General features: G+C 47.2%; 15 protein-coding genes. 7 read left to right on the top strand and 8 right to left on the bottom strand.

The annotated features are described in order from the left end of the window. Nucleotides 1–3: 3 nt before the first annotated feature. The 5 genes from OWQ48_06030 to OWQ48_06010 all read right to left on the bottom strand — a co-directional run bounded on the left by OWQ48_06030 (nucleotide 4) and on the right by OWQ48_06010 (nucleotide 4,854). The gene (locus OWQ48_06030; protein ID MCY0868766.1) at nucleotides 4–1,599 is read right to left on the bottom strand and encodes a DNA topoisomerase VI subunit B; all 1,596 of its coding nucleotides are present in this window, start codon (nucleotides 1,597–1,599) and stop codon (nucleotides 4–6) included. 155 nt (nucleotides 1,600–1,754) lie between these two features. After that, nucleotides 1,755–2,846 carry an SPASM domain-containing protein gene (locus tag OWQ48_06025; GenBank protein ID MCY0868765.1) on the bottom strand — a complete coding sequence of 364 codons (1,092 nt, stop codon included), beginning with the start codon at nucleotides 2,844–2,846 and terminating at the stop codon, nucleotides 1,755–1,757. Nucleotides 2,847–2,955: 109 nt separating this feature from the next. Then, nucleotides 2,956–3,129, bottom strand: coding sequence for a hypothetical protein (locus OWQ48_06020; GenBank protein MCY0868764.1), 174 nt, complete (start codon nucleotides 3,127–3,129; stop codon nucleotides 2,956–2,958). A gap of 23 nt (nucleotides 3,130–3,152) precedes the next feature. Next, nucleotides 3,153–4,601 (bottom strand): RtcB family protein, encoded by a 1,449-nt coding sequence (locus OWQ48_06015; protein ID MCY0868763.1) that lies wholly within the window; start codon nucleotides 4,599–4,601, stop codon nucleotides 3,153–3,155. 52 nt (nucleotides 4,602–4,653) lie between these two features. Further along, the gene (locus OWQ48_06010; GenBank protein ID MCY0868762.1) at nucleotides 4,654–4,854 is read right to left on the bottom strand and encodes a hypothetical protein; all 201 of its coding nucleotides are present in this window, start codon (nucleotides 4,852–4,854) and stop codon (nucleotides 4,654–4,656) included. 498 nt (nucleotides 4,855–5,352) lie between these two features. Here OWQ48_06010 and albA point away from each other — a divergent pair, with 498 nt between their 5' ends. Then, complete coding sequence (albA, locus tag OWQ48_06005) at nucleotides 5,353–5,643, top strand: DNA-binding protein Alba (protein ID MCY0868761.1); 291 nt, start codon at nucleotides 5,353–5,355, stop codon at nucleotides 5,641–5,643. A gap of 96 nt (nucleotides 5,644–5,739) precedes the next feature. After that, nucleotides 5,740–6,384 (top strand): hypothetical protein, encoded by a 645-nt coding sequence (locus OWQ48_06000; protein MCY0868760.1) that lies wholly within the window; start codon nucleotides 5,740–5,742, stop codon nucleotides 6,382–6,384. Here the strand turns inward: OWQ48_06000 and OWQ48_05995 are convergent. Together OWQ48_05995 and OWQ48_05990 are read right to left on the bottom strand one after the other, a co-directional pair. Further along, the gene (locus tag OWQ48_05995) at nucleotides 6,381–8,030 is read right to left on the bottom strand and encodes a DEAD/DEAH box helicase (GenBank protein MCY0868759.1); all 1,650 of its coding nucleotides are present in this window, start codon (nucleotides 8,028–8,030) and stop codon (nucleotides 6,381–6,383) included. The genes OWQ48_06000 and OWQ48_05995 overlap by 4 nt on opposite strands. A gap of 1 nt (nucleotide 8,031) precedes the next feature. After that, on the bottom strand, nucleotides 8,032–8,433 hold the full coding sequence (locus OWQ48_05990) for a hypothetical protein (GenBank protein ID MCY0868758.1): 402 nt from the start codon (nucleotides 8,431–8,433) through the stop codon (nucleotides 8,032–8,034). Nucleotides 8,434–8,574: 141 nt separating this feature from the next. Here OWQ48_05990 and OWQ48_05985 point away from each other — a divergent pair, with 141 nt between their 5' ends. The 3 genes from OWQ48_05985 to OWQ48_05975 all read left to right on the top strand — a co-directional run bounded on the left by OWQ48_05985 (nucleotide 8,575) and on the right by OWQ48_05975 (nucleotide 10,676). Next, complete coding sequence (locus OWQ48_05985) at nucleotides 8,575–9,393, top strand: phosphoribosyltransferase family protein (GenBank protein ID MCY0868757.1); 819 nt, start codon at nucleotides 8,575–8,577, stop codon at nucleotides 9,391–9,393. Nucleotides 9,394–9,486: 93 nt separating this feature from the next. Continuing rightward, nucleotides 9,487–9,903: an AbrB/MazE/SpoVT family DNA-binding domain-containing protein gene (locus tag OWQ48_05980; protein ID MCY0868756.1), complete on the top strand. Its 417-nt coding sequence runs from the start codon at nucleotides 9,487–9,489 to the stop codon at nucleotides 9,901–9,903. A gap of 14 nt (nucleotides 9,904–9,917) precedes the next feature. After that, nucleotides 9,918–10,676, top strand: a complete 759-nt coding sequence (locus OWQ48_05975; GenBank protein MCY0868755.1) for a DUF72 domain-containing protein — start codon at nucleotides 9,918–9,920, stop codon at nucleotides 10,674–10,676. A 61-nt stretch (nucleotides 10,677–10,737) separates the two neighbouring features. Here OWQ48_05975 and OWQ48_05970 read toward each other — a convergent pair whose 3' ends face one another. Then, the gene (locus OWQ48_05970) at nucleotides 10,738–11,220 is read right to left on the bottom strand and encodes a hypothetical protein (GenBank protein ID MCY0868754.1); all 483 of its coding nucleotides are present in this window, start codon (nucleotides 11,218–11,220) and stop codon (nucleotides 10,738–10,740) included. 309 nt (nucleotides 11,221–11,529) lie between these two features. On the opposite strand from OWQ48_05970, the gene OWQ48_05965 reads away from it, so the two are divergent. Both OWQ48_05965 and OWQ48_05960 read left to right on the top strand, forming a co-directional pair. Continuing rightward, nucleotides 11,530–12,255 carry a DUF2208 domain-containing protein gene (locus OWQ48_05965; protein MCY0868753.1) on the top strand — a complete coding sequence of 242 codons (726 nt, stop codon included), beginning with the start codon at nucleotides 11,530–11,532 and terminating at the stop codon, nucleotides 12,253–12,255. Continuing rightward, a complete protein-coding gene (locus OWQ48_05960) occupies nucleotides 12,239–12,484 on the top strand; it encodes a hypothetical protein (protein MCY0868752.1) in 246 nt (81 codons plus the stop codon). The genes OWQ48_05965 and OWQ48_05960 overlap by 17 nt, the downstream gene beginning before the upstream one ends. Nucleotides 12,485–12,527: the final 43 nt, after the last annotated feature.

The raw sequence follows: 12,527 nt of genomic DNA, 5'->3' as shown, positions 1-12,527 counted from the left end.
CACCTACCCTCCGACTTCAACAGTCTCAAGCACGCTGAGTATCTCGGGGGCTGGTATACCTGTGCGCTTAGAGACTATTACTACTAGCTTCTCAGCTAGCTTGGACTCAATACTTTTATCGTTGCTAGAGATAACAGATGCTATACTACGCACTACTTCAGGTATGTACTTTGCTATACGTTCAGCTTTTCTTCTTAAATCCTCTTCTCTAGCCTTCTTTAAGAGGTGTTTTCTCAGCTCTCTAAGCGCTTCCATGAGGGATAGCTTTATCTCTCTTCTAACCTCTGGGACGTCAGCTATACTCTCCTTACCAACACCTTTGAATGGGACTTTAGTACTACATACATGCACGAGTACAGCTAGTGGAGCCGGGAAGGATATCATGTAGTTGCCCCAGTCTATATCCTCTTTAACTACAAGTGTTGCTACATCACTACCCTCATCGTAGAGCAGGGGGATCTTGTTAGCGTATCGTAGTATAATAGGCTTATCGCTTTCGCTGAGAGGAGTTCCACCTCCATAGGCTAATCCAACCTCTACTGCGAATGGATGGCCGTGGTAGGCTTGAGGCCGTCGTGACACAGCATAGACGAACTCGGGCTGGAAAACCCGTTTCAAGCTGGCTTCTATCAGTTCTTTTCCGAGCGGTGAGATAGCTCTAGCTGATGGAGGCTTCACTCCCTCAAGCACCTTAAGGGTGTTAACTAACGCTAGGATTTCTCCGTCGCTGAGCTCACCTGGTTTTCTCACAGGTTCAATGCCAACCTGGCTTAGAATCCGTTCAGCTGTAACCTCGCCGATCCCCTGGAATTCACCTATCAAGAGATCCTTGATCGTATTGTAGCTACCCGTGGAAACCATGTGCTTCAGCATCTCGAAGTCAACACCATGGGGGTGGGGTTTAACCTCGACTGGTGGAGGCGGCATTACCTCAGTGATCCTGGGGTAGTATATCAGCTCGTCCTCAGGGGTTAAAGCAACGATGTTAGCGTAGGGGACGGCTACCGCGGTTTTAAACAGGTACTCCTTGATCTTCTGTTTAGCTCTACTCCAGTCTCCTTCAATTGTTAGCGATACTATAGTGCCATGCCAATCCACGGTTTTACTCCACGAGCCTTTCTCGACAACTACAGGTTCATTCCTGTTGACATCTATTCTCAGCTTGAAATAGTATATTCTTCTATGGCCCCGTCTACTCGTGACGACTTCAACAGGTCTTCCAGTCGTCATCTGACCGTAGAGTACAGCCATTTTAACGCCGAGACCGTACATTCCACGCGTCTGCCTTAACACGTACTTACTGCTGAAGAGGACTCTCCCGAAAGCGTTTGGAACCACGTCGGGGGGTATACCTATCCCGTTATCCTCAACTGTAATCTTGTAGAACTCCTGGATCTCGTCAACCCTCTTAATAGTTATCTTTACATCCGGGAGGATGCCATGGGCGTCGGTTGCATCTAGAGCGTTTTCCACGAGTTCTCTAATCGACTGGTATAGTGCTCTAGCTGGATTAGAGAATCCTGCAATCTCCCTGTACTTGTAGAAGAATTCTGCTGGACTAATAGCCCTGTACTTTTCTTCTACTGTGACCTCGCTCATCGCTTTAATCACCGTAAGCAGTGGAAACCACTAGTTTATGGATTCATAAACTACTTAAAAACAATGGGGCGTAGAATACCGCTTACCTCTCTCCTACGAACTACTGTGGGGTAGAGTCCCCTGCTGTATTCAGCACTTTTATTAGCGCTGCGAGTTTAAAGGGGGCAGAAGGATATTCCTCTAGCGTAAGGACAGAAACTACATGTAGGCTTATTGCCCCAGCAGTCAGCTTCATTGCTCCTTGTAAGAGCACAGCCCTCTACTAGAGGACAGTCTAGGCATGAAGGTAGCTGGTGATACTTAACGTTGAACCTGAATCTCGTGTAATCCTGGCTCCTCCAGATATCCATGATGCTTTTCTCATGGATATTACCGTATCTAACAGGTGTTATCTCCCTCTCAACACCTCCTATTATTGGATGCCACTTATGAGCGTAGAAGAGGCAGGGTGCTACATCACCTTCTACTGTAAGATAGAATGCGTTATTCTCCATGAAGGGGCAGTGTCTTTCAGTCTTCAGCTCTAAGTTAGGCAGTCGAAGTAGAGTGTATTCTGTGAAAGCCGTATTGATGATGTATGTCTTATACTCCTCGATGATACTAATGCATTCACTACTATTGAAGCAGGAGGCGCTAGCTACCGCTGGATTGCTAGGGATAGTGTCTGATACTATAACCTCCCTGACTCCGTGGGCAGCAGCCATGTTAAGCAGTTGCTTCAAGCCTCTCACATTGTACTTGTTGAGCGTGAACTGAAATCTAATCACAGGCTTATCTCTTCCAAGCTTTCTCTTAGCATCGTTAACTAAGTCTACGCCCTCAAGGATTAATTCGATAGCTCCCCCGATCCTCATGCCGACACCTACATCGATGCTTACATAGAGTTCATCCAAGTCTAATTCTACTAGCTCCCAGCTGTACTCTCCTAGTAGAGCACCATTCGTCTGGAGGAGAATCTCCAACCCGTGCTTCTTAGCCATCTCAATGAAGTCCGTGATGAATGGGTGAATGAGCGGCTCCCCCCATCCTGTAAAAGCTAGTTTAACTATACCGGTCTTCACAGCATCCTCTAGAAACAATTCATATGTACCTCTACTCATATCGCTCGCTAAGTATTCCATGGGAAGCTCGTTTCTAAAGCAGTAGATACAGGAGAAATTACATCTCCTGGTGACTTCAACCATAGCCTCTCTTGGACGGCTACTACTGGAAAGCTTGAATAGAAATTCATTGTGTGTGAACTCCACTAGAAGCCCACCTATAGTGACCATAACGGTGAATTAAATAAGGTTTAAGTCTAGCTAGCTGCCTCTACATGGAGGCTACCATTTCCACCTCTCTTCGTTAATCTAGCTTTTACGGTATTGAGAATACTTCCTCATGGTATGAGGGGGCTCGGCTGCAGGCGGCTACGGTGATTAATGGAGCCTTTAAGCTCGCCGGCGGGGGTTTAGAGTGGGATCCCGTGAGAATAAAGTAGTAGAGTGTTGCTTTAAGCTTAATCCTGGCAGGGAGATATCTAGTTAACAATGGATTAACATACTGGTGGTTTCTCAGCCTTTAGCTACTCCTATAGGTCTCATTTTAACTACAGGCTTAGCTATTCCAACCTTGTGTGCTACTAGCACGACTCTATCTACATCCTTGTATGCACCGGGGGCTTCCTCGCTTATCACTCTTCTTGTCGCGGCTTTCACTATTATGCCTTTCCTGCTCAGCTCGTCGACTACTTTATCAGGACTATAGGATCTAATAGCGTCTCCACGGCTAAGCCATCTCCCGGCTCCATGAGGCGCACTATACCATGTTCTAGCGCCCTCCCTGGTTCCAACGAGTATGTAGCTTGCTGTACCCATGCTTCCAGGTATTAGCACAGGCTGGCCTATCGACTGGTAGTCACTTGGTATATCAGGGTGCCCTGGAGGGAATGCTCTAGTAGCCCCCTTTCTGTGCACTACAACCCTGTATCTCTCACCGTTGATAACGTGTTCTTCTACTTTCGCTATGTTATGGGCTACATCGTATATTATCTCGAGCCCGAGCTCCTCGGGATCCCTCTTGAATACCTGTTTAAAGCTCTCTCTCGTCCAGTGAGTGATCAGCTGCCTGTTCGCCCAGGCGAAGTTTGCTGCAGCCGACATGGCTTTAAAGTAGTCTTGGGCTTCAGGACTCTGGAAGGGTAGTGCTGCTAGCTCTCTATCCGGCACGCTTATACCGTACTTCCTCATAGCTCTCTCCATAACCATGAGGTAGTCGCTTGCAACCTGGTGTCCCAGCCCCCTGCTACCTGTGTGTATCATTACTGTGACCTGGTTGACTCTCGTTATACCCATAGCTTTCGCTGCCTCGGGATCGTATATCTCTTCGACTACTTGTACTTCAAGAAAGTGGTTACCGGCTCCTAGTGTGCCGAGCTGCTCATGGCCTCTCTGCTTAGCTGTCTTACTCACCTTGCTAGCATCTGCTGTCTTCATCCTACCTCTCTCCTCGATGTGCTCGAGATCCTTCTTCCACCCGAACCCTGATTCTACAGCCCATTCAACACCCCTGTTTAAGACATCGTCGAGTTCATTAAAGCTTAATTTCAAGTGGCCTGTAGAGCCTACGCCGCTCGGTACATTCCTGAATAAAGCGTCGATAAGCTCCTTGAGCTTCGGCTTCACGTCATCGTAGTCTAGCTCTGTTCTCAGGACTCTAACACCGCAGTTAATATCGTAGCCTACTCCACCAGGCGATATCACTCCTTCCTCGACATCGAATCCAGCTACACCACCTATAGGGAACCCATACCCCTGGTGGCCGTCAGGCATGACGTACGAGTAGAGTCTTATACCGGGGAGGCAGGCTACATTAGCTGCCTGCTCTAGCGTCAGATCACCCTCCATTTTATCGAGGAGGAATTCATCCGCGAATACTATGGCATCAGTGTTCATGCAGTTCTTGTAGCCTCTCGGGATCCTCCACTCATACTCGCTCATCTTTTCCAGTCTAACTCTAGGCATAGGAAACACCTGTGATCTCTAGCAATTTCCATATGGGTTTATAAAACCAGTACTAAGAGTTCAGCTTGCATGTATCTTGAGGCTCCATGCAAGCCTCTACTCCTACAGTATTAGTTGACTGCGACGTTTCAGTCCTTGAACCTCTCGTAGCGACCGGAGGAGTAGTGGTACCCCAGTAAAATCCCTTCACCTGGGGTGAGAATTCTATAGCCCTTCCATCTAAATTCAACCCGAATGCCTGGTCATCGAGCACTACAGCTTCCTTCTTGAAAACTAGAAGCCCCGGCTACACTCCTCTTCCCATAGCACTTGTAGATTGTCCCCACTTTCTGGCAGGCCGTGTAGAGGTAGCTCAGTAGTCCCGGGTATTCTTAACGTATTTTCACATGTCTCCTTCCTCAGTCTGTAGAAGCTTGTGATATCGTTCTCATAAGCAATAAGGAAGTACAGATCCTGCGGTAGCTTGGAAAACCGTTTGGCTCGGCTGGAGTCGTTTAAAGCTTGGTTTTCACTTTGAGCTCATCTATATTTAGATGTATTCCCTACGCGTTGATTAGTACCTTCCCTACTGGTTTCTCTTCGCGGTCGAAGACTACATCGACTTCTACAGTGAGAGTTAGAGTATTCTTCAAGGCATAGTCTAGGCTAGCAGTAATGGAGGCCTATACAAACGAAAAGTTTTTATAGAACCGCCTGAATAGTAAAGAACCCGAATAATCTAAGACTATCTAGGAGAAGAGGTGTAGAGGAAATGTCGCAGCCGCAGAGTGCAAACACCGTACTAGTAGGTAAGAAGCCGGTAATGAACTACGTGATAGCTATTCTAACCCTAGCACACCAGGGTGTCAAGGAGATATATGTCAAGGCTCGCGGAAGAGCCATAAGCAAGGCTGTCGATGCAGTCGAGATAATAAAGAACAGGTTCCTGCCTGGCAAAGTAGATGTCGATGAAATCAAGATAGGCAGCCAGACTCTAACAAACCCCCAGGGCAGGGAGTCTAGGGTCAGCATAATAGAGATAAAGATAAAAGTAAAAGAGTAAAGGAGTGAAAAGAAACTAGAATAAGATAAAGATGGTTTTTCCCCTAAAGCATTTCCATGAAACCCACCATATCCTCCGTTAAAACCGGTTGAAACAATGCCTAGGCTCTCCTCAGGCTCCATCCTCATCGAGCCATCCAGCCTCACCCTGAATACTAGCTTAAAGCTAATGGAGTATCTTAGAGGACAGGTCAACACAATTAAAGTGCTATACAGGCCGGGTACTGCAAATATCCTCATCCATGGTAGAGTGGTTGCACTGGCTCTAGCCCCGTTTACAGTTATTATAGATAAGGGCGACGCGAACGAGCTGGCAGCTCTTGTAGAAAGATATGGGAGAGTGTATGTTCTAGCAGGAGATACCTGGCTGGACTACGTTGAAATCTCTATCGAGGAGCTCCTAGCTCTACTGCAAGCCCTCTCAAACCTCAGTGAAGTATGCACTCGTAGTCTATGCGTCACCTTCACAACTATGAGTGGATGTGAGAGGATAGTAATAGCCGACGAGAGACTAGTATACGTAGCCGGACTCTTAGGCCATAAATCCACAGGCATCGAGCTCTCAAATCTACCCCAGGATCGCAACGTATATGCGTATTGTGAGGTGCAGGGAAGCCGCTACCCGGTTGTTGAAGCTTTAAGCTGGGAGGATGGCAAAGCTAGCTACAAGGTGAGAGTAGCACTAGAAGTAGTAGATGTAATCCAGTGGATCCTGGTAGGCCTGCTCATAAGCGCTGATTAATCATGCTTCTCATCGAGGACTCCATTAAGGCTCATGTTCCTACGCTTCCTTGCCTGGTACTCCTCACTGGTCTTCTCGAGTATAATCTCGTATAGAACAGCCTCTCTGCCATCAGTCTTCGGTCTCAGCAGTCTCCCTAAGCGCTGAATGAATTGGCGGCGGGACCCGGTGCCTGAGACCACTATTCCTACATCCGCGTCCGGGATGTCGAGGCCTTCGTCTCCAACCGTGGTTACTACTAGAACACCCTTCTCCAGCTTCCTGAACTCCTCTAGAATACGCTTTCTCTCCTGAACTGGTACCTCGCCTGTAAGCATGTAAGCATTCAGCTTCTCGCTTATCTCTTTAGCTTGATCGATGAACTGTGTGAAAACTATTATCTTACCTCCCTTCTCGAGTTCCCTTAAAGCTATCTCTACAGCCTTATCTATCTTCGCTTTCGCTGAGGCTAGAAGCCCTTGTATCCTGCTATGTATTCTGAGAGCTTCTCTAGCCGCCGGGTCCACCCTGGCGTCTTTAACTACTTGCTCGAAGCTTCTCAATCCGGCGAGACTGCGATACTTTCGCCTTAAGCTCTCATACTCCCTGCGCTCATCCTCAGTTAACTTGACCTTAACTGTCACAATCCTGTAGGGTGCTAGATACCCTGTTGCTACTAGGTCGCCGGGTGCCTTATAGTAGACTACACTACCTAGTAGTGGGAAGAGGTCTTCGTGCCTGCCATCCTCTCTGTAAGGAGTAGCAGATAAGCCCATGCGATACCTTGCTATACTGTGTATCGCTATATACTTGAATTTATCGGCTGGTAAGTGGTGTACTTCATCTATTATGAGCATGTCGAAGAATGGGGAAATAGAGTTTATCCGGCGGAACCCGCTCTGATACGTTGTAATCGTCACCGGTGCTACCCGTTTCTCCTCACTGTGGAATACTCCTACTGCCGCTTCAGGAATACTGGTGTACTTGAGGAGAGTGTTCCTCCACTGGATCATCTGCTCCTTCGTGTAAACTACTATGAGAGAGCGGACTCCCCTCTCGATAATCGCGGCAACTCCTATGAGGGTTTTACCTGAACCTGTCGGCAGAGCAATTATACCCTGATACTTGTTCTCAATCCACTTCTGGAGGGCTTCACGCTGGTAGTCTCTTAACTCGACACCTCTGAGCTCGGGTTTCAAGGGAAGTTTCTTCTCCTCGAGCAATCTGAGTGGATCCCTAACTGGTATTCCAAGCCTGCCGGCATGCTCTGCGAGCCGTGGTAGATTCAACGGGGGGATCCTGTAGATGAGTGATTCAGGTGTTTCAGAGCTTCTCCTAGCGTTAAGCTCTGCTAGTATAGGCTTCAACCTAGGGTAGAGGCTTCTATGCACGTGGAGTACTAGGTGTCCTTTAACACTATCCCAGTCTAGTGTTAAAGCATACTCCTCGAAAGCCTTTTTGAGTTCTTCAAGCGAACCCTCAATCTCGCACTCGAGATCCCTGATCAACCCTGCTACATCATCAAAACTGTATCCGTTTCTCAAAGCCTTCTCGGCGTTAATGGAGAATATCTTGTATCCATCCCTGAATCCAGTGTAATCAGAGATCTTTAAGAGCTCGCGGAACTCGCTGTCGCTAAGCCATCTCCACACTCTTAAGTAGACCATTTCAACCAGCCATGGCGAGAAATTCTTCGTACTCAAGGAACCAGGCTTCACTCACCTTAACTCTACTCTTGCAGACCAGCCGATGGACTCCAATTGAGAGCACTCCATTAACGTAGAATTCCACTAGACCGCTCCTGCTTACTATTGTTGAAGCATACCTTAAAATCCCCAGTATTCTATCATCGAGGATTCTATCGTGGGGGGCTTCAATAGAGAATCCAGCTAGCTCTACGAATACTTCTTCATCCATAGCCTTCAAGTGGAGATATAAGCAGACTTTTTCTCCACCGCAGTCCCCGCATGCTTTAACATACTCGTGGTTTAAAGCTGAGGCCTCCTCAATGAACTCTGCTAGTTCGCCGGCATCAGCTACAGCTAGCACTTTCTCATCGAATCTAAGCAAGGTTTGAAGACACCTCTAAACAGTTGAACGGTCGTTGCGTGGGTTTCACATCACTACAATCAGTACTTAAGACCTTCTTCATCCCTTAGTCTTATATTTTTTAATACTTATTTAAAGGTTTAAAGATAGCTGCGCTTCGAGGTGAAGCAGGTGTTTAGGGTTAAGAGTGGAAGAGTCCTAGTGGTGAGAAAGCCTAGTGAAGCTGAAGTTAAGGCTTTCGCGTCAAGACTTCTCAACGCTCACTCTAAGAGTAAGGCTGATAAAATGAAGGTTAGACTCATGGCGAGCGAAGTACTCAGGCTTCTGAAACCTAACTTATCCTACAGGGATCTCCACGAGATTACAGGGGTATCCGAGTCAGTTCTCTGCAGGTATGTGAGAGGCTCCATTGTACCAGGGATAGAGCAGGCTGCACTCATCCTCTCAAGAATAGCGCTCTCAATAGACTTAAGTAGCCTGCTGAAAGATCTCGTGGAGAAGGAGAAGAGCAACGTGATAGACTTGCTGAGAGTTCTCAAGGACCCCTACGTCTCCCGTCTTCTCTCAATGCTCTTAATACTAGAGCTCACGGGTAAGGAGATCACCAAGATAGTTGCAACAGCTGAAGCAGTACTCCCGCTAGCTACTATGATCTCCCTTGAGTTCAACGCGCCGATAGTGCTTGTTAAAAGAAGGAGCTATCCTGGAATCCAGTACTATAGTACATCGTTCGTGAGGAGCCCGAAGGATGTTGAAACCCTCTACTTGGATAGGGATCTTATAAGCAGGAAGGATAAGCTACTTGTGCTAGCGGATGTTGTATACACTGGTAGAACCCTTGAAGCAATCTTAGAGATGATCTCTAAGTCTAGAGCGGAGGTAGTTGATACCATAGCTATCCTCGGTTTAGGCGAGTTGTGGAGGGAGAGACTCGAGGAACATGGTGTTAAAGTTCTCACTGTGCTACCTTTCACTCTATAACTTGAAGCCTAGAGAAGCTCACTAAATTAGCAGCTATATTAGGGATTAAAAGTGATGGATTTTTTAGATCAAATCGGTAAGGGTGTAGAAGTCATGAGCTTCGTGATACAGGAGACTGTTAAGATAGACTCTAAGGGTAGAGTTACCATACCAATGGCTGTGAGAAGACTCTTCGATCTAAGGGAAGGCATGCAGATGCTCATGGTGGCTGATAAAGATTCACGTGAGATAAAGTTGATTCCACTACCCGTGGCGGCCAGGCTGGTAAAAATAAAAGTGCTCGTCGAGGACAGGATAGGTGTTCTAGCCGAGCTAACCAGGTATCTAGCCGAGCTCAACGTGGATTTAGTGACAACTAAATGCGTAGTATTAAAGCGCGAGGAGCTAGGAGAATGCGAGATGCTTGTTGATATAAGTAAGACAGGGTGGAGCGATCCCTCTACAATAGTAAACGAGTTAAAGAAGCTCGAGCCTGTTAGGAAAGCAGAGATACTCGAGCTAGGCGTATAGCCACGGTCACCCCTATGATAAAAATAGGGTGTTGTGGTTTCCCAGTATCTAGAGAACGGTATGTCAGGGAGTTAAGTGTAGTTGAACTACAAAATACGTTTTATGATCTCCCTTCAAGAGACTGGTGTAAGAGACTACGGGATTCCCTTCCAAGCGGCTTTGAGATAGCAGTTAAAGTCTGGCAGGTGATCACGCATCCCTCTACTTCTCCAACCTGGAGGAGAATGAAGAGTAGAGTGAAAGGAGATGTAGCAAGCTACGGTCACCTCAAGCACACCAAGGAGAACTTGGAGGCCTTTATGGAAGTCTACGATAGGGCTAGAATACTTGGAGCAAGATTTATTATTCTTCAGACACCCTCCAGCATGCCTTGCACCACCGAGCACCTTGAGGCAGTAGACAGCTTCTTCAAAGATGCACTCAAAGACATCAGTAACATGCTTGTTGGATGGGAGCTTAGAGGAGAATGCGCTGATGACAACCGTGTTACAAGCCTTATGGAGAAGCATGGTATCATCCATGTAGTCGACCCCTTCAAGAGGAAGCCGTTTGTCCAGCCTGGAGGAATAGCCTACTTCAGACTGCATGGTAGAGGGGCTGGTGAAATCAACTACAGGTACAAGTATAGTGATGAAGATCTTGTCGAGCTATACAAGCTCATTACAGAGCTAGATGTAAGCGAAGTCTACGTGATGTTCAACAACATCTACATGTTCGAGGATGCAGTGAGATTTAAGAGACTGCTTAAGCAGAAAGGTGTTAACGTATACTAGTGATGAACGCCCTATCCATAGACCTGTCGGCAGGGATGAAGACAGCGAACCCTGGCTGAGATTAAGGGATATTTTTAAAGTGCTCGATAGCCCCCACTCTCCTGTAGAGTTCACCCCCTAGTAGATCCAGGTGCTCGGCTCCAAAACACTTCCTCAACATGCTTCCTGGTACCACTGGTATTCCGGGAGCTATACTACCCCATACAGCTTTAATTGTTGTTCTCCCCTGCTTACTGGTTCTCGCCTGAAAGATTACTCCATTAATATCTAGGAGCCTCACTCCAGGCTTCCCCGGCTGCTGAGGTAGAGTTGCCCAGGTTTCCACACAGATTGTCCGAGTGTTCCTTGAGTGCTCTTTTAGAGCGCTTATGAGCTCCCCGATAACTCTACTCGACTCTTCGGGCTTGAACCTCGCTACAGCTCTCAGAGTATCAGCTGATATCACCCGTGTGGAGAATCCAATACTCCGTAGCTGCTTTTCCAGCCTCGACAGCCCTCCACTCGTGCAGACGACATCAATGAGTAGGTGCACGCTGACATCCATCTCGCCGACCCCTCCGGGGTACCCAGTGTATTTAAGCCTAGCGTCACGCTGACAAGTCAGGCGGGGATAACATCATCACGGGTCAGGGTGCTTGATTCATCACTTAAAGATACATATGACTTGAGAGGTTTAAAGCGGTCGCTTAGTGGGAGTCAGAAACACGGACCTTCTTCACTGATCCGTGAAGTGGCGATTCATCATCACTAGTAGCTACAGGAGTTAGAAGTTAATTAACTTGAGTCCAGTTAAACTTATCAATAGCTTAACTACAAGATAAGCCGGTAAGAGCATTGGATTAAGGTGTTGAGTATGGCAGTCACACCCTCTAGGAAAACTATGCTGCTAATACAGCTGGCCTCGATAGTGGTCTTCGCGCTAGTCTCCGCTATAATACCCCAGTACGCGTTCATAGTGTTCATACTCTACTTTGTGGTCTTCATGATTATAGCTGCGAAGAGCTCGGCTAAAACCATGAAGGTCCCTCCTAGAAGTGAGCTTGGTTCACCTATCTTCAAGGAATCTAAGGCAGCACAGGTCATGCTGATGGATAAGACTCTACAGGCCGAGCTGGGTAAGCAGATGAAGATAATGATGCTTCAGTTTGCTCTCATATTCCTAGTGTTATTCCTGCTACCAGTATACAATGATTACATATGGCCACTAGTAGCTGGGGTAGCCGGGTTAACCAATGGCTCGATCCTCGTGAACTTCTTGAGGTATCTAGGCATGTACCTCTTCTTCATAGGAGTTATGCAGGCTTTTAGACGACTGCTTATAAGAGAGCAGCAGGCACTTCAGCCGGGGTATCTTGCTATAGCTAGGTCCTTCACAGTGTACAGAAAGGGTGTTGTACTAGATGAAGCCAGGTTCATAGATTTCACCCAGGATATATGCTTTAAAGTCGAGGCCGAGAGAAAATTCGTGGAGTTGAGGAACTCTAAGAATAATACGCCTCTAACCAGGCTTTACACTCTAGAGGTAAACCGGCTAGTTGAGAAGCTAGAGGAGGCTGGGCTAAGTGAGTGTAGAGCGTAGACACAAGTGTAGTGTGTGCGGGAGAGTATTCCCGGAAGGCCAGGGAATAGTGCTCAGAAAGGGGAGCGTGGTACTCGAGTTCCATAGCTCTAGGTGCGCTTCCAAGTTCTTTAAGACTCTCCTCGAGAGGATGCCCGCTAGCGAGCTGGAACCATACCTTAAAAAGCTAGTAGAAGAGTACAGCGAGCTCAACGAGCAGAAAGCGAAAGCTAAAGCCAAGAAGATCTAAAGGCCTCCTAGAGTTTAACCTATATAAGATACTTAGAGAGTTA

Origin of the sequence: Desulfurococcus sp. (assembly GCA_026626905.1) — an archaeon.
Lineage (GTDB): Archaea > Thermoproteota > Thermoprotei_A > Sulfolobales > Desulfurococcaceae > Desulfurococcus.
This window is presented reverse-complemented; position numbering and strand designations above follow the sequence as displayed.

What these genes read in the sequence shown, in the direction of transcription:
- OWQ48_06030 (MCY0868766.1), bottom strand. Translation starts at nt 1,599, where the DNA reads ATGAGCGAGGTCACAGTAGAAGAAAAGTACAGGGCTATTAGTCCAGCA.
- OWQ48_06015 (MCY0868763.1), bottom strand. Translation starts at nt 4,601, where the DNA reads ATGCCTAGAGTTAGACTGGAAAAGATGAGCGAGTATGAGTGGAGGATC.
- albA (MCY0868761.1), top strand. Translation starts at nt 5,353, where the DNA reads ATGTCGCAGCCGCAGAGTGCAAACACCGTACTAGTAGGTAAGAAGCCG.
- OWQ48_06000 (MCY0868760.1), top strand. Translation starts at nt 5,740, where the DNA reads ATGCCTAGGCTCTCCTCAGGCTCCATCCTCATCGAGCCATCCAGCCTC.
- OWQ48_05995 (MCY0868759.1), bottom strand. Translation starts at nt 8,030, where the DNA reads ATGGTCTACTTAAGAGTGTGGAGATGGCTTAGCGACAGCGAGTTCCGC.
- OWQ48_05980 (MCY0868756.1), top strand. Translation starts at nt 9,487, where the DNA reads ATGAGCTTCGTGATACAGGAGACTGTTAAGATAGACTCTAAGGGTAGA.
- OWQ48_05975 (MCY0868755.1), top strand. Translation starts at nt 9,918, where the DNA reads ATGATAAAAATAGGGTGTTGTGGTTTCCCAGTATCTAGAGAACGGTAT.
- OWQ48_05970 (MCY0868754.1), bottom strand. Translation starts at nt 11,220, where the DNA reads ATGGATGTCAGCGTGCACCTACTCATTGATGTCGTCTGCACGAGTGGA.
- OWQ48_05965 (MCY0868753.1), top strand. Translation starts at nt 11,530, where the DNA reads ATGGCAGTCACACCCTCTAGGAAAACTATGCTGCTAATACAGCTGGCC.